Genomic DNA, 25,590 nt, shown 5'->3' on the forward strand with positions numbered 1-25,590 from the left:
TAACAATAAATACTCTATTGGTAGTAATTTTAATTGATGTTTAACTACTCAGTTAATATTAATTAAACTTTTATTTTCACTTTCATTGATTTTAGGCAATATCTAATCATATTAGGCTGCTATTCTCTCACCGATTTATACAAAAAATATAAAGAGGTAGCAATGAACGTTAGTCGCAGAAAGTTTTTTAAAATCTGCGCTGGCGGGATGGCAGGTACAACTGTAGCTGCGTTAGGTTTTATGCCTGGAATGGCAATAGCTAATGTACGTGAATATAAATTACTTCGTTCTAAAGAGACGCGTAATACCTGTACTTACTGTTCTGTCGGTTGTGGATTACTAATATATAGCATGGGCGATGGCGCCATGAATGCTAAGTCCGCGATATTCCATGTCGAAGGTGACTCAGACCACCCGGTAAACCGTGGTGCTTTATGCCCTAAAGGGGCTGGCCTACTCGATTATATCCAAAGCGAAAATCGTTTACGTTATCCTGAATATAGAGCACCAGGCTCTGATAAATGGGAACGCATTAGTTGGGATGATGCTTTCACACGCATTGCACGCTTAATGAAAGATGACCGCGATGCAAATTTCATTGAAAAAAATGCGGAAGGAACAACAGTAAACCGTTGGTTATCAACAGGGATGCTTTGTGCATCAGCTGCCAGTAACGAAACGGGAATGTTGACGCAAAAATTCGCTAGATCGCTAGGAATGCTAGCAGTTGATAACCAAGCGCGTGTCTGACACGGACCAACGGTAGCAAGTCTTGCTCCAACATTTGGTCGCGGTGCGATGACCAACCACTGGGTTGATATCAAAAATGCCGATGTTGTCGTCGTAATGGGCGGTAATGCTGCGGAAGCACACCCTGTTGGGTTCCGCTGGGCAATTGAAGCGAAAAATAATAATGATGCCACACTGATTGTCATAGACCCGCGTTTTACGCGTACTGCATCAGTTGCTGACCATTATGTGCCAATTCGTTCAGGAACCGATATTACCTTTTTATCGGGCGTTTTGCTGTACCTGATTGAAAACCAAAAAATCAATGCTGAGTATGTTAAGAACTATACCAATGCGTCATTGATTGTTAGAGACGATTTTGACTTTAACGATGGCTTATTTAGTGGTTATGATGCTGATAAGCGTAGCTATGACAAAACCAGCTGGAACTATAAGTTTGATGAAAATGGTCACGCATTACGCGATGACACATTACAAGATCCGCGTTGTGTGTGGAATTTACTTCACAAACACGTATCACGCTATACGCCTGATATCGTTGAGCAAATTTGTGGAACGCCAAAAGCTGATTTCTTGAAAGTTTGTGAAATTTTAGCAACAACAAGTGCAGCAGATAAAGCTGGGACTTTCCTGTATGCATTAGGTTGGACACAACATACTGTTGGCGCACAAAATATTCGCACTATGGCGATGATCCAGTTACTGCTAGGTAACATGGGGGTTGCTGGCGGCGGAGTGAACGCGTTACGCGGGCACTCGAACATTCAAGGCTTAACCGATTTAGGGTTACTATCAACCAGTTTACCGGGTTACCTGACATTACCTTCTGAAAAACATCAGAACATTGATAGCTACCTGACTGCGAATACACCGAAAGCGACCTTGCCAAATCAGGTGAATTTCTGGAGTAATTATCCTAAATTCTTCGTGAGTTTGATGAAGTCTTTCTATGGGGATTCAGCACAAGCAGAAAACCAATGGGGTTATGATTGGTTGCCTAAATGGGACCAAGCTTATGATGTGATGAAGTATTTTGACATGATGAGCAAAGACCAAGTGACGGGCTATATCTGTCAAGGGTTTAACCCAGTGGCTTCATTCCCTGATAAGAATAAAGTGGTTAGCTGCCTCAGTAAATTGAAATACCTGATTGTCGTTGACCCATTAGTCACTGAAACAGCGAATTTCTGGCAAAATCATGGTGAGATGAATGACGTTGATACGGCTTCGATTCAAACCGAAGTGTTCCGTTTACCATCAACTTGTTTTGCAGAAGAAGATGGTTCGATAGCCAACTCAGGTCGTTGGTTACAATGGCACTGGCAAGCCGCAGATGCCCCAGGCGAAGCGCGTAACGATGGCCAAATCTTAACCGGTATTCTGTATAAGATCCGGGAATTGTATGAGAAAGAAGGTGGCCAAGGCCAAGATCCTCTGATGCAAATGAAATGGAATTATAAACAACAATTCCATCCTGAATCAGAAGAAGTGGCGAAAGAAAACAACGGTGTTGCACTGGTTGATCTCTATGATGCAGACGGTAACTTACAAGCGAAAAAAGGCGAGCTGCTCAGCTCATTTGCCTTATTACGTGCGGATGGTTCAACGGCATCTTCTTGCTGGATTTACACTGGTAGCTGGACCGAGAAAGGCAATCAGATGGCTAATCGTGATAACAGCGACCCATCCGGTATCGGTAACACATTAGGTTGGGCATGGGCATGGCCTTTGAACCGCCGTGTGATTTATAACCGTGCTTCTTGTGATACCCAAGGTAAACCGTGGAATAAAGACCGAGTGCTTATCGAGTGGAATGGTAAAAAATGGGTCGGTAATGATATCCCTGACTTCAATGCTTCTGCACCTGAAGTGGGAACAGGGCCATTCATCATGCAACCAGAAGGTTTAGGTCGTTTATTTGCTATCGATAAGATGGCAGAAGGGCCATTCCCTGAGCATTATGAGCCATTTGAAACACCACTTGGCACTAACCCGTTGCACCCGAATGTGGTTTCTAACCCAGCAGCGCGAATTTTTGATGAAGACAAAAAACGTCTTGGCGACCACAAAGATTTCCCTTATGTAGGTACCACATACCGTCTAACAGAGCATTTCCACACATGGACCAAGCATGCTCGCTTGAACGCGATTGCTCAGCCAGAGCAATTTGTTGAAATCAGCGAGACACTAGCTAAAGCTAAAGGAATTGCGTTAGGCGATAAGGTCAAAGTCAGTAGTAAACGTGGTTTTATCAAGGCAGTTGCGGTTGTCACTCCTCGATTACAAACGCTGATGGTGGATGGAAAACCAATTGAAACTGTTGGACTACCGATTCACTGGGGCTTTGAAGGCGCGACTCAAAAAGGGTTTATCACCAATACGTTAACGCCGTCTGTCGGCGATGCTAACTCTCAGACACCTGAGTATAAGGCATTCTTAGTTAACATTGAGAAGGCGTAAGGGAGGGAACATGTCCATGCAATCTCAAGACATTATTAAACGTTCCGCGACCAATAGCATTACGCCTCCGCCACAAGCGCGTGATGATAAACTTGAAGTCTGTAAGCTCATTGATGTGTCATCTTGTATCGGCTGTAAAGCTTGTCAGGTGGCATGTTCTGAGTGGAATGATATCCGTGACGAAGTTGGCCACTGTGTTGGGGTTTATGATAACCCAACGGATTTAAGTGCAAAATCGTGGACGGTGATGCGTTTTAGCGAAACCACTGAAATGGGTAAGTTAGAATGGTTGATCCGTAAAGATGGCTGTATGCACTGTACCGACCCTGGATGCTTGAAATCTTGCCCATCAGCAGGAGCAATCATTCAGTACGCAAATGGTATTGTGGATTTCCAATCAGAGCACTGTATTGGTTGTGGTTATTGTATTGCAGGTTGCCCATTCAACATTCCTCGATTAAATCCGAAAGACAATCGAGTGTACAAGTGTACCTTGTGTGTTGATAGGGTGAGTGTAGGCCAAGAGCCAGCATGTGTGAAAACCTGTCCAACGGGTGCTATCCGTTTCGGTACGAAAAAAGAAATGTTGGAATACGGTGCAGAGCGCGTAACGAAATTGCAAAATCGGGGTTATGCGCAAGCGGGAATTTATGATCCTGAAGGCGTTGGTGGTACGCATGTTGTTTATGTACTTCACCATGCTGATAAACCTGAACTGTATCATGGCCTGCCTAAAGACCCACAAATTGATACGCCAATCAATCTGTGGCAGGGCATCTTGAAACCACTTTCTGTCGTTGGATTTATCGCGACCTTTGCAGGGTTGATTTTCCACTATGTGGGAATTGGTCCGAACAAAGAAGTGAGTGATGAAGAGGAGAAAGATGACCATGAGTAAGAAAAGCAAAATGATTGTGCGGACTAAGTTTATTGACCGCGCGTGTCACTGGACGGTTGTCATCAGCTTCTTCTTGGTTGCTTTGTCGGGGATAGCGTTATTTTTCCCAACACTGAAATGGTTGACGGAAACCTTTGGTACACCACAAATGGGGCGGATTTTACACCCTTTCTTTGGCGTACTCATTTTCGTCGTGCTGATGTTTATGTTTGTTCGCTTTGTGAAGCACAATATTCCAGATAAGCAAGACTTACCTTGGATCAAAAATATTGTCGAAGTATTGAAGGGCAATGAACATGAAGTGGCTGATGTCGGTAAATATAACGCCGGCCAAAAAATGATGTTCTGGAGTATCATGAGCCTGATTTTTGTGCTCTTGGTCACCGGTATTATTATTTGGCGCCCTTATTTCGCACATTTATTCCCAATGTGGATGGTGCGTTGGGGGCTGTTGATCCATGCTGTTGCTGCGATTGTCTTGATCCATGCCATTTTAATTCATATGTACATGGCATTTTGGGTTAAAGGTTCAATCAACGGAATGATCGAAGGGAAAGTTAGCCGCCGTTGGGCGAGAAAACATCACCCTCGTTGGTACCGTGATGTCGAAGCGAAAGAAGCTAAAGCGGAAGCTGAAAGTAAAAAATAATTTACGCAGCAGACGCTAAATAACTTAAAGCCATCACATTGTGATGGCTTTTTTGTGGGGGTTTTTGCGAGTTTAGTTTTTATTGATGAGACGATTTTAAATAGTCACTTGCCTTGATGCGATACAGCACATGTTCTTGTAACCAATGGCCATCAGGAAGTGCAGGGTGATAAAAATTATTTGGGTGTTTTATCATTCCAAGTCTTTGCATTACGGATTCTGATGGTAAATTGACCACAGCGGTGAACGCAACGAGCTCTTCTAGTTTTAGTTGTTCAAATGCAAATTTGATCGCGGCGTGAGCCCCTTCAGTCGCATAGCCGTGACGCCAATACTCGGGAAGTAAACGCCAGCCAATTTCAACACAAGGGGAAAAGGGCAGATTAGCAGCAGGAATATTTAAACCAATAAACCCAATAAATTGTTTGTTGGATTTCAATTCCACAGCCCATAGTCCCCATCCTCCTTGTTGAGCAAATTTATCTATGATGGTTTCCATAAATTGTGCATTTTGCTGCTCATTTAGTACTGAAGGAAAATAGCGCATGACATCGGGGTGGCTATTCATTTGGTAAAGTGGTTGCTTATCTTCTTCTTGCCAGCCACGTAACCGCAAACGTGCAGTTTCTAATCCAGTGATTTTCATGCCGACTCTTTATTAAGGCGCATGTGCAGAATAGGGAATGGATTGCCTTCACCATCTAATTCAGAACGTGCATATTGTTTAAAACCCATATGCTGATAAAACCCGATAGCTTGAGGGTTTTGTTCGTTAACGTCCAACTCAGTAATACCTAAGGTATCAATAGCATATTGAAGAAGTTTCTTCCCTGTGCCTTGGCCTCTATTTTCTTGAGAAATAAATAACATTTCAAGACGGTGTTTATCGCACCCTAGAAAACCGGTCATATTGCCTGCGCTATCGAATGTCACAAAAACAGCTAAATGTGGTAAATAAATATCTTTGATAGCAATTTTTAGTTCAGCAATTTTTTCTTCAGTTAAAAAATGGTGAGTTGCCCTCACTGAAGACTCCCAAACACGAATAATATCATCATCGTGTGCACGTGTAGCGCTTTGGACTATCATTATATTGTCTCCGTATATTGACTGGAAAATATTAACTTTTGCTTTTCTTATGTCAACCGCTGGTTTTAAATTTACTTTAAGGTTGTTTTTGAGATATTTATCGCAGAAAAAAAAGTCAACTTCGTCATTATTAGATAAGTTACGGCGTAATTTTCTCGCCAAATTTTTTATATAGCGATAAACGTATTTTTCTTTGTTGATTTAATCGTAGGGGTATCTTAATGAAATATAAATTACTAACTCTCTGTTTATCCGCGGCATTATTAACACCTATTGCACCTGCATTGGCGAATACAGAGACCAAAGCAGATATGGTTTTGGATCAAGTTTTAGTCCTTAGTCGCCATAATTTACGTACACCTATTGTAAATACCGGTATTCTTACTGAAGTAACTGATAAAAAATGGCCTGCTTGGGATGCACAAAGTGGATATCTCACAACGAAAGGTGGCGCACTTGAAGTCTATATGGGGCATTATTTTAGGGAATGGATAGACCAAAATAAATTACTTGCAGATGAACTGTGTCCAACGAGTAACGAAGATATATACCTTTATACAAATAGTCTACAAAGGACGATAGCAACTGCCCAATTTTTTGCAGCAGGAGCCTTTCCTGGATGCAAGGTAAATATTCATCATCAGCCTGAAATTGGTAAGATGGACCCTGTTTTTAACCCAATTATTACGAATGCCTCTCCTGAATTTAAGCAACAGGCACTCGCTGAGATGGAGAAATATTTTAAAGGTTTATCACTAACTGCGGGTTATGAAGAATTAGATAGTGTATTGAACATTAAAGATTCTCAAAAATGTAAAACAGATAAGTTATGTAATTTAAATAGTCAAAAAAACAGTTTTATTATTGAAGCAGAAAAAGAACCGGGCGTCAGTGGTCCATTAAAAATTGCAAATTCAGCGGTGGATGCAATAGACCTTCAATACTATGAAGGTTTTCCTGCAAATGAAGTCGCTTGGGGGCTTGTGAATACCCCTGAAAAATGGAAAAAACTGAATACGTTAAAAAATGCTTACCAAGAAACGTTATTTACACCAAAAATTATTGCCAAAAATGTCGCACATCCAATATTAAATTATATCGATAAAGGTTTTGTTTCGGCCGATAAAGGAGAAACTGCAAAATTTATATTCTTAGTCGGTCATGATTCGAATATTGCGTCATTGATGTCAGCAATGGATTTTAAGCCATATCAATTACCAGAGCAGTATGAGCATACCCCGATTGGGGGGAAATTAGTATTCCAACGCTGGACGGATAAGCAAGCTAATAAAGATTTTATGAAAGTAGAATATGTTTATCAAACAGCAGATCAGCTGAGGGATAACACCTATTTATCATTACAGACCCCTCCTAAACATATCACATTAGAGCTAAAAGGGTGTCCAATTGATAAAAGCGGCTATTGTTCTTGGGAGGATTTCCAAAAAGTCATGGCGACAGCCCTAGAGCAGTAATAACAAAGCCTAAGTGCCCCGCTAACTTGAGTGGGGCATTATTTTTTGGGATGATAGCTAAATTATATTTTCGGTTTATGAATCTCTTATGTGGACAAAACAGTCACGATGCCTATTCAGTTTTTACAGCTAAATCAAATTAGTATTGCAGATCTTATCGCATTAAATACTCATCCAGCCGTACTCGAACATATGCCTTTAGGGAGTAATCAATTCGATGAACAGGCCTGCCGTCAGTGGGTCATAGGAAAAGAGCAGCATTGGGAGCAATATGGCTATGGCGTATGGGCCATTATAGTTGATGGCCAGTTTGCTGGTTGGGGAGGGCTACAAAATGAAGCGGGCGATGCGGATTTAGCTTTAGTTTTACATCCTAAGTTTTGGGGAAAGGGAAAATATATTGTTAATAATATAATTAATAAGGCATTTACATCATTGAAGGTTGAGTCAGTCACGATACACTTACCGTTAACACGTAAGAAAGTATCAGCAATTTTGCGTTATGGTTTTATTGAGGAAGCCATCGTTGATTTTGACGGTATTCCTTTTAAGCGTTTTAGATTAAAACATTCATCAGTTTTATAGCATAAAAAAACCCTGCTAAAAAAGCAGGGCGTGAAAGTCACGAAAATGTTTATGAGTCTTTAATTTACCCTAAATGAGTGCATAAATAGCCTCATAAAGTGTGTGTCTTTGCTGTTTTTTGTAACAATCATTAAGGCTAAACCTTTTATTTGTAAAATGCGTTTATTTGGCAGAAAATAGCACTTTAGCCTTTATTATCGAACGACTAATACGCTAGTTTTCGCATAGCGAACTACTGATGCGGCATTAGAACCGAGCAAATAGGTTGACATACTCGGGCGGCGCGAACCTAATAAAATTATATCGGCGTTAATATCTTCTGCTGTTGCCAAAATTTCGTCTTTAACAGAACCGACGGTTGCTTTTGCCTTTACTTTATCTGCAGGGATATCAAATAATTTAATTTTTTCTTTTAACTCGCTAAGAATGATTTCAGCTTGTTTTTCATCATCAGGGAAGTCCCCTGGTAAGATTGTGCCACCGTAGCGCAAATAATTTGAAATTGGTGCGGTTACGGCAAGAAAGTGTACTGTTGCATCGTTCAATTTTTGTAGTGAGTTAACATGAGGAACTAATAAATTAGTGAGAGCATCTTCGGTTACATCGATCGGTACTAAAATTGTATTGTACATAATATCTCCCTTTTTCTTTTATATTATAAGCTTAGACCAATATCATACATTGTGAATTTGATTATTAATAGTAATGAATTTATTGGTGAAAGGGTGTGAGCAAGTAGCCGTAATAAGATTTTTTATCAAAAAATAGAAGTGCCCGATGTCATTATAATGAGCGACATCAGGCAAATGGCGGGAAATACTAAGTCAGATTTATTTTTTTACGCAGGCTTCTTTTAAACCAGCTTTACAGGCTTGAGCTAGATATTCAGCTGCAGATTTTTCGTTTATTTCAATTCCTTCACCACTTTCTAGCATTTTACCTACTTGATATTGCGCTGGTGGGAATTTTTTATCAGCAGATTTTTTGAACCATTCAAAAGCCGTAATATAGTTTTGTTTTACACCAATACCTTGATAGTAAAATTGGCCCATATAATTCTGAGCTTCAACATTGCCTTTATTGGCTGATTTCTCAAACAGATCCATGGCAGTTTCGAGGTTGGCTTCAACACCATTACCGTTTAAATACATATCACCTAAAAATAACTGAGCATCAGAATTACCTTTATTTGATGCCATTGTTAGCCATTTTTTTGCTTTACCATAGTCCTGTTTAAGCTCATTCCCAAGGTAATAGCCAATTCCCAACATGACTTGCGCTTTTATATCCCCTTTTTGTGCCTCCTGTTCGATACGTTTGATGGTTTCTTTGGGAACTGCAGCAACACTTAGGTTAATTGAAAAAGCACATAAAATAATAAATGAGAGAATTCTAAGCATGATTGATGTCTTATATTAGCGTTGTTTATTTCTATTTTTTAATAAAATGTCTCGATGAGATTTACTGTCAACAAAGTATATTATACAAAGAGAATTTACATCAAAATACGTAATGTAAAATAAGCTACATGCTCATCTTTTTACGCATTTTTAGGATAATTGATTACTTCTATACTCTACGATTTTAATTGAAAAATATCAATATGTAATAAAAATTACAATATATTGAAGTATGAAATTTAATGTTTCTTAGTCATTTTATGTGTTTATTGTAACAAGATCTTAATAAAGAAAGTGGTTGAAAAATCATATAAATCAGGTGGTAATATAAGTAAGCTTTGGGTGATTATTTTAGAAAAATATCTTATGCTAATAAAATCTCGATATAAAACACATAAAAAGTGAAAAAATAAATTAAATAGTATGTGCTATAAGAAAGGTGTGAATCGAAATTTACAGAATTCACACCTTCAGCAATATGCGAAAAATTTTTACTTTAACGGCTTAAGAAAGCTTATGACTCAAATAATGGCGTAGGTTTTCCGTTGTCATCAATTGCAACAAAATTAAACTGGCCATGTATTACTTCTTCACGACCATCTGAATACATATCTTCTAGAAAAATCGATACGTTGACCGTTAAACTGGTTCTTCCGACTCGAATAACTTTACCTACTAACTCAACAATGGTCCCTGAAGGGATTGGGTGGGTAAAGTTAATTTTCTCAGTTGATACCGTAACGAGGCGTTTACGGCTAAACCGTGTTGCGGTAATAAAAGAAACTTCATCCATCCAAGCTAGGGCGGTACCACCAAACAAAGTACTGTGGTGGTTAGTCGTTGTTGGAAATACGACTTTAGAGACGCGAGAAATGGATTGCTCAATTTTTTGTGCGATGACATCGTCAGCGATGGAGCTCATGGTCTGCCTTACAATTGTTACTGGGTGTATTAGAAATGTTAAAGACCAAGTGTAATACTCCTCTCAATTTAATTCAGCAATAAATGTGAAGTGAATCGTTCCAGTTGAAAAGTTTTTTCATATTTTCGTATTTAGGAAAAATAGGGGGAAATATTAAAGACTCAAAACTAGACAATGAGCCTTTAAATTGCTGAAAAAAGATGGGGGTTAATTATCTAAATATTCGGCGCTCATGCGAACTGCTTTTGCATTGCTGCCATTTTTAACGCAAGAAACTAAAAACGCATTAGATTCAGCCCAAATAGTTGCAGAAAAATCTTCGCCATCAATATCTTTTTCAATGGTAACAGGGTATTTTTCAACGCCCTCAAGCCACTCGATTAACCCTGATTTACACGTTGGAAAGTCGTCTTTTGCTATTGAGCCATTTAAAACCGGCACGGCAATTTGTGGTTTATTGTTGTCAGCAATCATGTCCTCTAATTGCTCTACGGTATACGTTTTTTCAGCGAAAGCAGTGGCGCTTAATAGTGAAATCGTTATTGCTAATAGTAATTTATTCATAATCACTCCATTTGATTTAAGTTTCGAATACTAAGCAATAGAGCCACAATAGGCAATAAAAAAACCCTTCATATAGAAGGGTTTTTGTGAGCAAATTTTACAAACATGTATTAACTAAATCTGTACAGACTAAATGGTTTCACATTCAGTGAGGGTTCTTTGCCTAATAGCAAGTCAGCTGTGAGCTCGGAAGAAACTGGGCTTTCGGTCATCCCCCAGCCTGTGGCAGTATTGATAACTAGACCAGGATATTCATTGACTTGAGAAATGATTGGGTGCTCATCTGGTGCGATGGCCATAGCACCACTCCATTGGTCAATCAGTTTAGAATCCTTAAATGCAGGGAATTCTGTTTTTAATTTCTCAAATGATGCATTCAGCTCTGGTAAATCAGGTAATGCCGTCATATTTCTGTGTTTTTCAAATGGTGAAACTTCATCCAGTTTCCAGCTTGTTGGCTCAGTAAATGAATTAATTAATTGTTCATTTAATGAAATATGCACAGGGAAATCAGGCATAGATAGCAGTGGAATGTATTTATAGCCATAGACGAAGGAGTCTTTAACAACCGGTGCAACAATCACACGAGGAGATGTTGCATAGGTACCATCTGCTTGTTCACGGAAGAAAATATTCCCCGGTAAAGCAACGTTACCCCCCGGTGCAGTTGGTGAACCGGTGATCAGTTGTTGAGATTGATAAGCTGGTAATGTTGGGACATCCACACCTAAGTTTTGCATAAACAGCCTTGACCAGACGCCACCTGCCACAACAACACGTGAGGTCTTGATAGGCCCTTTCTCGGTGACGACATCAGAAATTACGCCTGCTTGAGTTTCTAAACCTCTTGCTGCACAGTTAGTATAAATTTTTATTCCTAATTTTTTCGCGTAATCAGCCATGACGAAGGTTGCAATTTCAGCATCTAAGCTACCAGAGTCTTCTTCAAACCCTGCAATGGTCCATTTAGACTGCGCACCGTTTAAACGTTGGTTGAGTTCAGCACCTTCGATAATGCGTGTTTTGAATGGAATATCTGAACCGACATTTTTACTGCGAGTATCAATCCACTCTCTAACATTGACAAGATCTTCTTCATCGAATGGCACTTCAACGCGGCCTTGAGTACGATAGCTTGTATCTGCACCGACTTTCGCGTTCATCTCTCTCCAACGTTGTTTGCCTAAGTGGTGGAGTAAGAAGGTTTCATCTGGCATTTTATAAGTGATAACTTGGCCGTAGAAGCGGGATGATTGCTCGCCTGCGATGTTACCTTTTTCAACAATAACAACATCTAAACCACGTCCAACCAGCTCAATTGCGGTCATGATCCCCAGAATTCCAGCACCAATAACAACGACGTCAGCTTGCTGTGGTAGAGGGCCTTCAGTTCCTGCAACAAAGCCATGTCGTGGCTTACCAGGAACAAATCGACCTTCACGCGTTAACATTGGAGTTAAAATTCCAGCCCCTGCAGCAACGGCAACAACACCACCGCCAATCAAAAATTTTCTTCTAGTTATAGCCATCTTATTAAGTTCCTTATATCGAATGAGTTTTTAACAATTGACCAAAGCTTCAATTAGAAATGTTTATAATTGTAATTATATCTTTAATAATAATTATAATTGTAAACCAAATTGAGTTGAAATTAAAAGATTTGTTTAAATGTTAAAAAAATTTATTTTTAGATAAGGAATGGACGCCAATATTTCGAGAAAAATAATGGCGCTGGTAGAATTCGGATAGAGAAACAGATAGGGAAATAAATGGCTTTTTTCTTATCTATTTGATTTGTAATGTTTAAATGTGGATTTGGCCTGTTAAAAATAAAACGGCTTTACCTGTTAATTTTACTCGGTCAGAGGTTAGCTCACATTGAACTACCCCTCCGCGCGATGAAATCTGTTGGCCTATTAACTGCGATTTATTCAGCTGTTTGGCCCATATTGGGGCAATGGCACAATGTGAGGTGCCTGTTACAGGGTCTTCGTCAACCCCTTTGGCGGGAGCAAAGTAACGAGAAACAAAGTCACAATCGCTATTAGCACTTTCTGCTGTAATTGCTAACCCAGGTAGAGAAAGCTGCGAAAGTTTTAACATGTCTGGCTGACAGTTTTGAACGTGCTCTGCACTTTCAAGAAAACACAGATAACGGTCTTTTGCTATCCAAAGATCTTTGATTTTGACACCAAGGATATCGACGAGGTGTGGGTAATGGTTTGGATGGCTTTGTTCGGATTCAAGAATTGGAAAATCAAGTGTAAATCCTTGTGCATTTTGCGTCACAACGAGGTCACCCGACAGAGAATTAAATGTTAAAGGATGAATGTCTTGCTCGAGCACTTGATTTAACACAAAAGCAGCGGCAAGTGTTGCATGGCCACAGAGTGTTACTTCAACTTTAGGGGTGAACCAGCGAATATGATGGCCGACTAAAAATGCGGTTTCTGACAAGTTAACCTCTGCGGCAATGGCAATGAGCTGTTCATCTGGTAACCAGTTATCGAGTAATACAATCGCTGCTGGGTTACCGCGAAAAAGGGTATCTGTAAAAGCATCAACATAGTAAATAGGGGCGGAAAGGCTCATTGTATGATTTCCTAAAGTCATTATGGGATGATGAGAGAGCAGTATAGCGCCTATTTTATCAGAAATAATAAGCAAACTATTAAGTGGGGAATGATGCGGAGGATCCGGTAGCGTGTGGGCTGCTACCGGATAGAAGACAATTAATCAGCGCTATTAAGCATTAGCTTCATTTTTGTCTGCATTTTTAAGCATTTTTCTAACAGGGATAATCAACGCTGCTAATACGACCGCACAGATCACCAGTGCAATAGAGACGTGGGAGAATAGCTCAGGCATCGAATCTAATTGGTCTTTGCGAATGTTACCCCCCATGATACCAGCTGCAAGGTTACCCAATGCGCTAGCACAGAACCATAACCCCATCACTTGGCCGCGCATTTTTTGTGGTGCGAGCAAGGTCATGGTTGCTAACCCGATAGGGCTTAAGCACAGTTCTCCTAATGTCAGCAATAAGATACTGCCAACTAACCAGAAAGGTGAAACTCCGCTTTGGGTTGCGAGTACTTGGTTTGCGGCCACCATCATGATAGCAAAGCCGCCCGCAGCAAATAAGATACCAATCACGAACTTGGTCATGCTGCTTGGGTTCATATTGCGTTTAGCCAACGAAGGCCAGAACCAGCTAAATACTGGGGCTAACAATATAATGAACAAGGCATTGATTGATTGGAACCAAATGGTTGGAATTTCAAAACTCCCCATTTGGCGGTCAGTATAGTCACGAGCAAAGATATTAAATGAAGTGGGTTTTTGCTCAAAGGCTGACCAGAAGAATGCGGCTGCAATCAGTAAAATCAAGCATGCCAGTAAACGAGAACGCTCGCTGCTGTTTAAACCGCCAAGGAAGAACATAAATAAGAAATAGATGCCCACACAGGTCGAGATAACATAAGCAGAACTTTTCGCAATTATTGAGGCATTAAATGGGATCGTACCATTATCAATCAAGATAACCAGTATGGCTAATAGCACCATAGCAAAGGTAACCCATTTCCCCACGTTTTTGCGCTCAACCGTTGGACGGTTCCAAGTAGAATCAAGGCCAACTTCTTTATCATAACGGCGCATTTGAGGAATGGCGTAAAAGCGGAAAATTAACAGGGCAATTAACATTCCTAAACCACCAAGGCCAAAACCTAAATGCCACCCATATTTTTCATGAAGTGGGCCAATAATTAACGGGGCAATAAATGACCCCATATTGATACCCATATAGAACAGGGAGAAACCGCCATCACGGCGTGTATCTTCTTTCTTATACAGGGTTCCTACCATCACGGTAATACAGGTTTTAAATAACCCTGTACCTAATACGATGAGCAATAAGCCGACGAAAAAGAAAGTATTTGATAAAAATGCAGACATTGCGATGGATAAATGGCCAAACGCAATAATTAAGGAACCGTACCAAACCGCGCGGCGTTGGCCTAACCAGTTATCGGCTAACCAACCACCCGGTAACGAGGTGATATAAACCCCTCCAGCGAAAATACCGACGATAGCCGAAGCTTGTTCAATAGGTAATTCCATTCCGCCTTGTAATAATGCCGCACTCATAAATAAGATAAGTAACGGTCTAACTCCGTAAAAAGAGAAGCGTTCCCACATTTCTGTGAGGAAAAGCGAACTCAATGGGTATGGATGCCCAAAAAAAGTTTTTGTTTTAGTCGCAGAATTATTCATCTGTGAACTCCCATAAATACTCTCTTGAGAGGTTGTGCATGATATAAAACACCAAGCCGTGCGCCTGAGTGCCAATTGTTATTGATATGTTAACATGAATATATGAAACATATTTTTAACATACATTATTATAGAATCACCTATATACAGAATGAATTTATTGTAAAAGGTGTGTTTTTAAGGTGAAAAGTCGATATAACTCTCATTTCTCACGATAAGCTAGGGGAAGATACAGGATTTTAGTTGACAATAAAAGAAAGAATTTTGAATCGATTAAGTTATTTAAAATCAAGTGGTTATATGTGTTAAAATTTGATTTTAAGGAAAGTAAGGCAATAAAGCTTATAAATCATCAGGTTTTTGTACAAAAAATAGCAAGAGGCTTATTGGTCGGTAGGGGAGGCTCGCAGGCCATCGGATTGGCGCCTGATGACTAACCATGAATAAATTAAGTTGAAGAGAACTAACGCAGCGGTGAAAAAGAATACGGCTCTGAAACCGTAAGTTGCAGCGACAAACGACCCCATCAATGGCCCTGTCACATTCCCAACATCTCGCAATGCTTGGTTATAGCTGAAAATACGTCCCGTTACTTGATGGGAAATATTATAGATAATTAACGTTTGTACTGCGGGTAATAGCGCAGCATTCAGAGCCCCAAGCATAAATCGGAGAAAGCCTAGCTCCCAATAACTACTTACCAGCCCCATTGGGAATAATACAAAAATAGATGCGCCCAGCACGGCGAGTAAAACTTTTTCAGGGCCTATTCGGTCACTGAGTTTACCTAACATGGGCGCACTGATTAAAGCCGCAACACCAGGAATGGAAGCTATCACACCACTGACAAAGGCCAAGTTTTCAAGGGAATCAGATAAGTCACGTACATAAAGCGTGATGACAGGGTTGATTGAGCCCATAGCAGCTTGAATAATCATGGTGGTAAAAAAGAGGCTGATAACTAAGTTTTTATTACGTAAAGAGGCAAAAACTTGTTTGCTCGTTAATGCATCTTTGCGAGAAACAGGCGTGAAGCGTTCTCTGACATAAAAAAGCGTGACAAAAAAGCAGATAAACAGCACCGTTGCGGTAATAAAAAAGACGGGACGTAAGCCATACTGGTCAGCAAGAAAACCGCCAATGAGTGGGCCAATAAGTGCGCCACTTACTGCACCAGTAGCGAGGACACCCATAGCCCAACCACTTTTTTTCACGGGAACTTGAGTTGCAATCAGCGCGTTAGCATTGGGAACAAAACCACCCAATAAACCTAATATGGCTCTTAAGGCTAAGAGCTGCCAAATATTTTGTGCAAAACCAATAAGCACCATCACGATAGCCATCCCTAGTGCTGAACGCAGCAGCATGAGTTTACGGCCTTTACGATCGGATAATCGACCCCAAAATGGCGCAGCAATCGCGGAAAATAAGAAGGTGATACTAAAAACTGCCCCTGTCCATAGGTTCAAAGAGGCATGGTCTTTAACGCCTAGTTCTTCAATATAGAGGGGGAGAAAAGGCATGATCAGGCTAAAGGCGGCACCTGTTAAAAAACAGCCGAACCACACGACGTATAGGTTACGTTTCCAATACTCTGTTTTTCCCGTCATAATTTTCCCGTTATATTCAGTTCTACAGCGTTGTTGGCTTCATTTGCCTAATGTACGCTCTTTGGGATGTCTTCATTTTCCCGCCTAGCTGTAGACCCGACTATTTAGGAAAAACAGTATGAAAAACAGCAAGAAAAGCATCATAAAAAACAGTTGAAAAACCACGCCATAATTTATCTGCTTACACTAATTATTAATGATGGATTTTATCTAAATCTCCGTATAACGAAGGCTCCCCTTCAGGACGCGTTTTAAAACGGCGATGTAGCCACATATATTGTTCTGGTGATCTGAGGATTTCTTTTTCAATAATTTGGTTCATCATGGTTGCGGTAGCCACATTATCTTCAATTGGGAAATCATCAATGGCAGGTTGAATGATTAATTCATAACCTTTACCCGCAGGTAAACGTCTTGGTGTAAAAGGTACCACTAAAGGGGAAGCCAGACGTAAAATAATTTGCGAGCCATTGGTTGTCGCTGCATCTTTTACGGCGAACAAAGGCGCAAATGTACTATTGCGTGGGCCGTAATCATGGTCGGGGGCATACCATAAAATTTCCCCATTTTTTAAGTCACGAACCATGCCTTTCATATCTTTGCGATCCAACATATATTTGTTGGAACGTAACCGCCCACGGGTTTGTAGCCAATCAAGGAGGTCATTATCATTGGCGCGATATACACCAATGCCCGGATTTAACATGCCAAAGGCACGCGCACCCATTTCCAAGGTTAAAAAATGAACACCAAGCGCGATAATGCCTCTACCTGTTTGGCGGGCAGCAACAGCATTTTCTTCCCCAATGACTTTGACCCAGCGACGAACGCGCCAATCAGGCCAAAACCAAGCCATGCCCGTTTCAAATAAGCCCATGCCGACAGATTCAAAGTTTTTGTCAACACAGCGTTGCCGTTCTTGCTCACTCATGTCTGGAAAACATAATTGCAAATTTCGCTCTGCGACTTTCACCCGTTTTTTCAAAAAGCGTTTAGAAAATAACCCTAAACGCGTTCCCATCCAATAAATGAGAGGATAAGGCAATAATACAAGAAGATATAACACGCCAATGCCTAGCCAAGTTAGCCAGTAACGAGGGTGGAGAAACCGTTTTTGAAATTTTGGAGCTAGTATCATTGTTATCCGAATATATTAGTCACAAATTAATAAAAAGGCATGATTAAACTATATCAAATTATTCGTTTAAAGCGTTAATTGCCTGCATGGTGCTCATTAACTCAGCTAAGTTACGAACCGCCATTTTTTCCATGACGCGAGAGCGATGAACCTCAACGGTGCGTACAGAAACACAGGTTGCCTCAGCAATCTCACGGTTAATTAAGCCTTGCAACACATAACCACAGATATCTTTTTCACGAGGGGTGAGCGTTTCATAGCGCTGCTTAATTAAATGCCCTTCAGTGGCTTTGGTGGTTTGTGATTGAGCTTGTTCTAAGGTCTTAGCAAGTTGTTGGCTATCAATGGGTTTTTGTAGAAAATCAACAGCGCCAAGTTTCACTTGTTCCACCGCCATCGGGATATCGCCATGGCCAGACAAAAATATCACAGCCAATGTACTGTGTTGTTCCCTAAGGTATTGGTGAACTTGTCGTCCATCTAATTTAGGCATGCGCATATCCAATAACACCACACCTTCTTGGTGTAATGCCGCATTTTGGATAAATGTTTCACTGTCATTCCAAACGGTAACGCTATAGCCCAATGTTTCTAGTAAGAATTGGCAGGCATCCGTCACATCGGGGTCATCATCCACGAGATGGATTACTGGCATACATATACCTCGTCGTGTAGAGGGTGACAAATAAGGTGCTTTATATAATGAGCATTGATTATCGCAATAAAGCCATTGTCACATATAGTTAATGTGAATGTTATCAATTACGTGGCAAAACATGCTTAATCTACGATTTTATTGTGATAATTGAAAATAAGAGTGACCATTAAGCCATGTAACCCATCATCACTTAGGTTATTTTCGATACGAATGTCTCCGCCTTGGCTTTGTATCAAACGCTGGCAGATCACTAAACCTAACCCTAAACCTTCTTTTTTAGTTGTCGCAAATGGCGTGATACCTTGCTCTAATTGACCCGCAGGCATCCCTCCAGCATTGTCCTGTAAAACAAGTAAAAAATGTTGCTGCGAAAAATGAAACTCGAAACGCAGTAGGGTTGCCCCTGCTTGCAAACTGTTACTGATTAAATTAGAAAGTAATTGTTCTAGTAACGTGTCTGGCAACATCAGGGAGACGTCAGGGGTTTCAGGTAAAATTAACCTCGAATTGGGATAGTGCTGGTCTGCACGCAATAATTGCCAAATATGATTAATAGCCTGTTTAACCGATTGCTGGCTCAATGTGATTGCGGGGTCATGGCTTGGTTTACCCGCCCAGAGACGCAAATTGCGAATGATATCGGCTCCACGTTGAGCTTGGTCGTCGATTTTAGTTAATGCGCTAATTAATGGGTGGCTTTCAGACTCTTTAGTCAGGCGTAGAATACACCCTTGGGCATAATGGCGGATTGCAGACAGCGGTTGGTTCAATTCATGGGCAAACCCAGATGCCATTTCCCCCAAAATATTTAACCGTTGTGCCTTTTGTAAATTGGCTTCTTGCTCTCGCAAGCGATTATGCGCTTCTTCTAATTGGCGGCTGCGACGTCTCACCAAAAAGGCAATCCAAACATGATTTATTCCAAGTAACACAAAAAATAAAGCGACAAGGCTGATAGTGATTTGGTTTTGAATGGTCCAACTGACGATATCCTGCCAGATTTGACGCTGTTGCGGATGTTGGTTAACGTCTCTGAGTAAGGTTTCGACTTGAGTCACCGACGCGGGAGCTCCCCAACGCATAGCGGCTTTATCTGTTGATAATAATGTCTTGGTGACTTTGTCGACTAAATTGTCCGGCACTTCACTTAAGGCGGCAAAAGACCAATTTGGATACAGTTCTGTGCTAGTTAAACAAGAGAGAGAGCTTGGATGTTGAATTAATGGGCGAAATTGTGTTTTATCAATCAACCCTTCGCTATGCATGTTTTCTAATAAACAGACAGGAACTATAGCTGCGGATAATGAATCATCACGCAGTGCGTATAATAATGCATCTGCAGGGAAACCTAAAAATTGCATCTTAAAGTCTTTGGCAGCGTCGTAGCCCATATCCCTCAACACTTTGTAACCTAACAAATAGCCACCAAAAGCATCTGGTGAAATTGCTCCGACTTTCTTGCCTATTAGGTTTTTAACTTCTGAAATATCACTGTCTTTTCGAACTAATATCAAGCTGCCAATAACATTACGCGTTGTGCTGTTGGGCTCCACGTCTGAGCGAAGGGAGAGCAACCAACGTAAATGATAGCGGTTATCTAACTGAATAAACTGGGCAGGATTCGTCAACAAAAAATCAATCTTGCGATTGGAAATCGCCTCTTTCATCTCATCTAAATTGAGAGGTTGTAACGTAAAACGCTCCCCAGGAATCGACTCATTGAGTGTATCAATCAAAGGCTGCCAATGAGATTGGGTTGAACTGGGGCCACGTAAGGCCAATACCCCGATAGTCCACTGGGCCGAAATTGCTGGCAAAGACCACGTCAGTAGCATGATTAACAGTATGTGATACAACGGTCTAGACGATTTTTTTAACATATTTGAGTTATTCGTTGCGTTAGATCAATTTAGCTACGGGTATGTGGTAAACCACAATAGGGCAGTGGCTCCACTCTTCTTACAATGGCACTACAAGCTTTATCAAGATAACCCATCGGGTTTAAAGAGAAATAACAATTTCAGTGGTTATCTTAACGAGACTGTACCCATTGTCAATAACGCATGTAATACAAATAACATATTGATTAATAACTTTTATTTTCGCATTAGCAATGTCAATACTGGAGCCAATTATGGATCTGAGTAAACGAAAATTTCTACAACAAATTGGAGCCGTAACTGCGGGGGCATCGTTGATTCCCATTGCAGAAGCAGGGCTCAATTTTTCCCCGACACGTCGAGAAGGCAATCCAGAAAAACGCTATGGAATGTTGATTGATTTGCGCCGTTGTATCGGTTGTCAATCTTGCACGGTAAGCTGTTCGGTTGAAAACCAAACCCCACAAGGTCAATTTAGAACGACAGTGAATCAATATCAAGTCGCAGTGAAAGGTGAAGAAGGGTTTACCAACGTACTGTTACCCCGTTTATGTAACCACTGTGATAACCCTCCTTGTGTACCTGTATGTCCAGTTCAAGCGACTTTCCAACGTGAAGACGGCATTGTTGTCGTTGATAACGAACGCTGTGTTGGGTGTGCGTATTGTGTGCAAGCCTGCCCATATGATGCTCGCTTTATCAACCACTCTACGCAAACTGCAGATAAATGCACATTCTGTGCTCATCGCTTAGAAGTGGGTTTATTACCTGCTTGTGTTGAATCCTGTGTCGGTGGTGCGCGCATTATTGGGGATTTAAAAGACCCGAACAGTACTATTCGTAAAATGCTGACAGAGCACGAGGCTGAAATAAAAGTACTCAAACCGGAAAGTGGCACATTACCACAAGTTTTCTATATAGGTTTAGATGACGCATTCGTGCAACCGCTGCAAGGCAAAGGGCAGCCCGCATTATGGCAGGAGGTGTTCTGATGAATGGCCAAGTGACTTATATTTCAGAAATAATGGCTCAGCCACAAGAATTCTTTTGGCTACCTTGGGCGGTACAATATTTCTTCTTCATTGGGATTGCGTCTTGTGCGGTTCTGTACGCGTGCTATCTTCATTGGAGAAACAAACCTGAAAACAGCCGCTTAGAAATGATCGCTGTATTTATTGCTATCACGATGGGGATCACCGCGCCGTTAGCACTAACCGCAGATTTACACCAAACCGCAAGGGTATGGCATTTTTACGCTCATCCAACAATATGGTCTTGGATGTGGTGGGGCTCTGTATTACTACCATTATTCACCACATTTATTGGTTTATATTTTGTTGCATTAGTGGTGAAACTGATTTGGAAAAAAGAATTCAAAGCAACGCGTTGGGTTGCCTTGTTAGCTGCATTTTCAGCCATCGGTTTATTGTTATATACCGGCCGTGAAGCCTCAGTGTTAAACGCGCGTCCAATTTGGTTTAGCTGGTGGATACCGGTATTGATGTTCCTTAGTGCTCTGCAAGCATTACCAGCACTGGTTGGTTTAGGCGCTCGCCGTGAACCTCAATATCAAAATCGCTTAGCGCGTTTTCAAGTTGTGACATTATTATTGTTTGCGGTGTGCTTTGCGTTGTGGTTATCAGGTGACACCACTTCAGGTATCGCAGTACGCCAACAGTTAGATACGGCAAGCGCAGGCTGGTGGATGCTAATGGGGGTTTGTGCACTGTGGTTAATCACTTTCGCAATGTCCGTCAGTAATTTAAAAGCGACTCGTTCCGTTCCATACATTACTGTTCTAGCTTTAATTTCAATGGCTTTTGCTTGGTCATTACGTTGGATTTTCCTGATGGAAGTTCAAGCGGTTCCAAAATATAACATTATCGCGAACCCATACCATTTCCCACTGGGAACAGATGGATTATTGGCTATCGTCGGTACATTCGGTTTATGGATTGCGTTAACAATTATTGTTCGTGAAGGTGTTCGCTGGTTTGCGAGGAGAGTGCAACATGGCTAAATTCTCAAGACGTCAATGGATTAAAGGTGGTTTGGTTGTCGGTGGTATCGCATTATTTGGTGCAAGCTACCGTGATGTTGCCAAACGTGCAGTCGATGGTCTGGTTAATGGTACGTCAGGTAAAGTCACTCTTGATAGGCTTAATGGTAACTCTTTACGCCCTGAAGGGCAGGCACTGAAAGGCTGGCAAGAAAACCCAGAACAAGTGGTTGCGATGACCCAGTGTTTTGGTTGTTGGACCCAGTGTGGTATTCGTGCTCGCGTCGATACAGCAAAAAATGAAGTATTGCGTATCGCGGGGAACCCTTATCATCCACTTTCCCATGAAGAGCACTTTCCTTATGGCATGCCACTGAAAACGGCATTTAATAAAATGAGTGGAGAATCAGGCCTTGAACACCGTTCGACTGCTTGTGCTCGTGGTGCGACGTTAATGGAAGGTTTAACGAGCCCATTGCGTATCCTTGAGCCGATGAAACGTGTGGGTAAACGCGGCGAAGGTAAATGGGAGCGCATCAGTTTTGAACAACTGATTAAAGAAGTGGTTGAAGGGGGCGATTTATTTGGTGAGGGGCATGTGGATGGCTTACGGGCGATCCGTGACTTAGAAACGCCTTTAGACCCATCTCAACCTAAACTGGGGCCAAAAGCTAACCAATTATTAGTGACCAACGCAGGTGATGACGGCCGTGATGGCTTTATCCGTCGCTTTGCACAAAATGCTTTTGGCAGTAAAAACTTCGGTGCTCACGGTTCTTATTGTGGACTGGCTTACCGTGCGGGTTCCGGTGCATTAATGGATGATTTGGACAAAAATGCCCACGTTAAACCCGATTGGGATAATGTCCGTTTCGCGCTATTCCTAGGGACATCACCTGCACAATCAGGTAACCCATTTAAGCGCCAAGGCCGCCAGTTAGCCACAGCGCGTTTACGTGATTCATTTAACTATGTGGTGGTATCACCTGCATTACCATTAACAACCACTTTAGCGAATGACCACGGTCATTGGGTTCCTGTGCAACCGGGTACGGATGCGGCATTGGTGATGGGGATGATCCGCTGGATCATTGAAAATAACCGTTACAACGCAAAATACCTCAGTGTGCCAAGTGAGAAATCCATGGAAGCCGTGGGGGAGAAAAGCTGGACTAACTCAACACATTTAGTGATCACGGATGATAATCACCCATTAGCAGGTAAATTGTTAATTTCTTCTTATATCACAGGAGAAGGTGACAATGAGAAAGCTTATTTAGTGCAAGATGCTGCGGGTGAATTAAAACTGGCTGATGAAACGCCTACAGCCGAGCTCTTTGTGACACGCCAAGTCACCTTGCACGATGGCAGTGAAGTGACCGTTAAATCTAGCTTCCAGTGTTTAAAAGAAGCGGCAAATCGTATGACTTTGGAAGAATACAGTCAGCGTTGCCATGTTCCAGTGAAAACGATTGAATCGCTGGGTAAAGCATTAACTTCTTATGATAGAAAAGCCGCTGTCATCTCTCATGGCGGTATGATGGGCGGTAATGGTTTCTACACTGCATGGTCAGTTATCATGCTTAACGCATTGATCGGTAACTTGAACTTGAAAGGCGGAGTCTCTGTTGGTGGTGGTAAATTCAATGGGGAAAACGATGGGCCGCGTTATAAAATTGCCAGCTATAAAGGCAAAGTGAAACCTAAAGGTGTGGTGCTGTCGCGCAGTAATGAAGTGTATGAAAAATCAGATGAGTTCAAAGCACGTCAGGCAGCGGGTGAAAACCCATACCCAGCAAAAGCCCCTTGGTACCCGTTTGCTAAAGGTCAATTAACAGAGCAGTTAGCATCTGCCTTGATGGGATACCCCTACGCACTGAAAGCGTGGATCACCAATATGACTAACCCTGTATATGGTATTGCAGGTATTCGTCAGGTGATGGAAGAAAAACTGAAAGATCCTAAACACCTGCCGCTGATTATTGGTATTGATGCCTTTATGAATGAAACCACGGCATTGGCAGATTACATTGTTCCAGATACCCATAACTTCGAAAGTTGGGGGTTTAGTGCACCATGGTCTGGCGTGCAGGTCAAAGCCAGCACAGCACGTTGGCCGATTGTTGAGTCACGTACTGCGAAAACAGCGGACGGCCAGCCAGTTTCGATGGAGAGTTTCTGTATTGCTGTAGCGAAAGAACTTAATTTACCCGGCTTTGGCGATAACGTGATTGAGGATATGGATGGCAACATGCATTCACTCAATACAGCGGAAGACTATTACTTAAGAGTTGCTGCAAATATGGCGTGGTTAGGGGAGAAACCAGTCCCTGAAGCCGCAACAGAAGATATCCAAATCAGTGGCGTGGAGCGTATTTTACCGGCTATTACACGGACTTTAAAACCAGAGGAAGTTCGCCGTGTTGCCTATATTTTCACACGAGGTGGCCGTTTTGCGCCTTATGAAAAAGCGTGGGATGGCGATGCAACAGGTCCTCAATGGAAAAAAGGCTTACAAATTTGGAACCCAACGGTGGCCGTTAATCGCCATGCCATAACGGGTGAACGTTATAGCGGTTGCCCGACGTATTACCCGCCTCGTATGGCGAATGGGGATGATGTGAATGCAGTATTCCCAGAAAAAGAGTGGCCGCTGAAGCTGATGTCATTTAAATCCCATGTGATGAGCAGCTCAACCACCGTTATTGAACGGCTCCGCCATGTGAAACCGACGAATCTTGTTGCTATCCACCCCGATGATGCAGCGAAAATGGGGGTAAAACATGGAGATTGGATTAGGATCACCACACCGGGGGGGCATGCTGAAGCCCAAGTAAGCGTACTTGATGGCGTAATGCCTGGAGTGCTTGCGATTGAACATGGCTATGGGCATACCGAGATGGGAGCGAAACAGCATTATCTGGATGGCCAACCTATGCCAATGAATGCGGCAAATGGTTCAGGAATTAACTTAAATGACCTTGGGTTTGCTGACCCAACACGTGAAGTTGCTAACACGTGGTTAGATTGGGTTTCGGGGGCATCGGTACGCCAAGGCTTACCTGCTCGCATTGAGTTAATTGGTTAAATGAAGTAGTAAGGATGGCTAGTGGTGGGGACCTGCATAGCTTCACCATTAGCCATCTGGTAGTTGGCAATAAGTAGTAAGCAGTTGACATTGCGCATAAAACGGTGTGCTACCACACCGTGACTTCGGCAAATGCCTGGGAGGGGGAGC

21 protein-coding genes are annotated in these 25,590 nt (G+C 41.7%); 8 read left to right on the top strand and 13 right to left on the bottom strand.

What is annotated here, in order from left to right; translation table 11 throughout:
* Positions 1-162: 162 nt before the first annotated feature.
* From fdnG to fdnI, 3 genes are read left to right on the top strand one after another with little or no spacing between them, the layout of a single operon-like run.
* Positions 163-3,210: a formate dehydrogenase-N subunit alpha gene (gene fdnG / locus PSE83_RS00175; RefSeq protein ID WP_096864195.1), complete on the top strand. Its 3,048-nt coding sequence runs from the start codon at positions 163-165 to the stop codon at positions 3,208-3,210.
* A 10-nt stretch (positions 3,211-3,220) separates the two neighbouring features.
* Positions 3,221-4,108 (top strand): formate dehydrogenase subunit beta, encoded by an 888-nt coding sequence (fdxH, locus tag PSE83_RS00180; RefSeq protein WP_004909723.1) that lies wholly within the window; start codon positions 3,221-3,223, stop codon positions 4,106-4,108.
* Positions 4,101-4,757 carry a formate dehydrogenase-N subunit gamma gene (gene fdnI / locus PSE83_RS00185; protein WP_004255903.1) on the top strand — a complete coding sequence of 219 codons (657 nt, stop codon included), beginning with the start codon at positions 4,101-4,103 and terminating at the stop codon, positions 4,755-4,757. The genes fdxH and fdnI overlap by 8 nt, the downstream gene beginning before the upstream one ends.
* Positions 4,758-4,836: 79 nt before the next feature.
* Here the strand turns inward: fdnI and PSE83_RS00190 are convergent, their stop codons facing one another.
* A complete protein-coding gene (locus PSE83_RS00190) occupies positions 4,837-5,403 on the bottom strand; it encodes a GNAT family N-acetyltransferase (protein WP_004255898.1) in 567 nt (188 codons plus the stop codon).
* Positions 5,400-5,846, bottom strand: coding sequence for a GNAT family N-acetyltransferase (locus PSE83_RS00195; RefSeq protein WP_036957876.1), 447 nt, complete (start codon positions 5,844-5,846; stop codon positions 5,400-5,402). Before PSE83_RS00195 ends, PSE83_RS00190 begins: the two co-directional genes overlap by 4 nt.
* A 221-nt stretch (positions 5,847-6,067) precedes the next feature.
* Between PSE83_RS00195 and agp the strand changes: the two genes are divergently transcribed.
* The gene (gene agp, locus PSE83_RS00200; protein ID WP_110591497.1) at positions 6,068-7,321 is read left to right on the top strand and encodes a bifunctional glucose-1-phosphatase/inositol phosphatase; all 1,254 of its coding nucleotides are present in this window, start codon (positions 6,068-6,070) and stop codon (positions 7,319-7,321) included.
* 90 nt (positions 7,322-7,411) lie between these two features.
* A complete protein-coding gene (locus tag PSE83_RS00205) occupies positions 7,412-7,906 on the top strand; it encodes a GNAT family N-acetyltransferase (protein ID WP_226617109.1) in 495 nt (164 codons plus the stop codon).
* Between the two features lie 194 nt (positions 7,907-8,100).
* On the opposite strand, the gene PSE83_RS00210 is transcribed toward PSE83_RS00205, so the two are convergent.
* The 11 genes from PSE83_RS00210 to ttrS form a co-directional block, all read right to left on the bottom strand.
* Entirely contained in the window at positions 8,101-8,538 is a 438-nt protein-coding gene (locus tag PSE83_RS00210) for a universal stress protein (RefSeq protein WP_004255887.1), read from the bottom strand.
* A 198-nt stretch (positions 8,539-8,736) separates the two neighbouring features.
* Complete coding sequence (locus PSE83_RS00215; RefSeq protein ID WP_004255883.1) at positions 8,737-9,306, bottom strand: tetratricopeptide repeat protein; 570 nt, start codon at positions 9,304-9,306, stop codon at positions 8,737-8,739.
* Between the two features lie 514 nt (positions 9,307-9,820).
* A complete protein-coding gene (locus PSE83_RS00220) occupies positions 9,821-10,228 on the bottom strand; it encodes an acyl-CoA thioesterase (RefSeq protein ID WP_004255881.1) in 408 nt (135 codons plus the stop codon).
* Positions 10,229-10,435: 207 nt separating this feature from the next.
* Positions 10,436-10,792, bottom strand: coding sequence for a hypothetical protein (locus PSE83_RS00225; RefSeq protein ID WP_004255879.1), 357 nt, complete (start codon positions 10,790-10,792; stop codon positions 10,436-10,438).
* Between the two features lie 110 nt (positions 10,793-10,902).
* The gene (locus PSE83_RS00230; protein WP_004255876.1) at positions 10,903-12,321 is read right to left on the bottom strand and encodes an NAD(P)/FAD-dependent oxidoreductase; all 1,419 of its coding nucleotides are present in this window, start codon (positions 12,319-12,321) and stop codon (positions 10,903-10,905) included.
* Positions 12,322-12,595: 274 nt separating this feature from the next.
* The gene (locus PSE83_RS00235) at positions 12,596-13,384 is read right to left on the bottom strand and encodes a PhzF family phenazine biosynthesis protein (protein WP_036957873.1); all 789 of its coding nucleotides are present in this window, start codon (positions 13,382-13,384) and stop codon (positions 12,596-12,598) included.
* A 153-nt stretch (positions 13,385-13,537) separates the two neighbouring features.
* Positions 13,538-15,067, bottom strand: coding sequence for a peptide MFS transporter (locus PSE83_RS00240; protein ID WP_004255871.1), 1,530 nt, complete (start codon positions 15,065-15,067; stop codon positions 13,538-13,540).
* A 383-nt stretch (positions 15,068-15,450) separates the two neighbouring features.
* Positions 15,451-16,677 carry a multidrug efflux MFS transporter MdtG gene (gene mdtG, locus PSE83_RS00245; protein ID WP_004255869.1) on the bottom strand — a complete coding sequence of 409 codons (1,227 nt, stop codon included), beginning with the start codon at positions 16,675-16,677 and terminating at the stop codon, positions 15,451-15,453.
* A 193-nt stretch (positions 16,678-16,870) separates the two neighbouring features.
* Entirely contained in the window at positions 16,871-17,815 is a 945-nt protein-coding gene (locus tag PSE83_RS00250) for a Kdo(2)-lipid IV(A) acyltransferase (protein WP_272514816.1), read from the bottom strand.
* Positions 17,816-17,873: 58 nt separating this feature from the next.
* A complete protein-coding gene (gene ttrR / locus PSE83_RS00255) occupies positions 17,874-18,470 on the bottom strand; it encodes a tetrathionate respiration response regulator TtrR (protein ID WP_004255863.1) in 597 nt (198 codons plus the stop codon).
* Between the two features lie 125 nt (positions 18,471-18,595).
* Entirely contained in the window at positions 18,596-20,353 is a 1,758-nt protein-coding gene (ttrS, locus tag PSE83_RS00260) for a tetrathionate respiration histidine kinase TtrS (RefSeq protein ID WP_036957871.1), read from the bottom strand.
* Positions 20,354-20,607: 254 nt separating this feature from the next.
* On the opposite strand from ttrS, the gene ttrB reads away from it, so the two are divergent.
* From ttrB to ttrA, 3 genes are read left to right on the top strand one after another with little or no spacing between them, the layout of a single operon-like run.
* Positions 20,608-21,345: a tetrathionate reductase subunit TtrB gene (gene ttrB, locus PSE83_RS00265; protein WP_036957869.1), complete on the top strand. Its 738-nt coding sequence runs from the start codon at positions 20,608-20,610 to the stop codon at positions 21,343-21,345.
* Positions 21,327-22,373: a tetrathionate reductase subunit TtrC gene (gene ttrC, locus PSE83_RS00270; RefSeq protein ID WP_004255853.1), complete on the top strand. Its 1,047-nt coding sequence runs from the start codon at positions 21,327-21,329 to the stop codon at positions 22,371-22,373. The genes ttrB and ttrC overlap by 19 nt, the downstream gene beginning before the upstream one ends.
* Positions 22,366-25,440: a tetrathionate reductase subunit TtrA gene (gene ttrA / locus PSE83_RS00275; protein WP_172767305.1), complete on the top strand. Its 3,075-nt coding sequence runs from the start codon at positions 22,366-22,368 to the stop codon at positions 25,438-25,440. The genes ttrC and ttrA overlap by 8 nt, the downstream gene beginning before the upstream one ends.
* The last annotated feature ends 150 nt before the right edge of the window (positions 25,441-25,590 follow it).

Source organism: Providencia sp. PROV150, from assembly GCF_028481025.1.
Classification (GTDB): Bacteria; Pseudomonadota; Gammaproteobacteria; order Enterobacterales; family Enterobacteriaceae; genus Providencia; species Providencia hangzhouensis.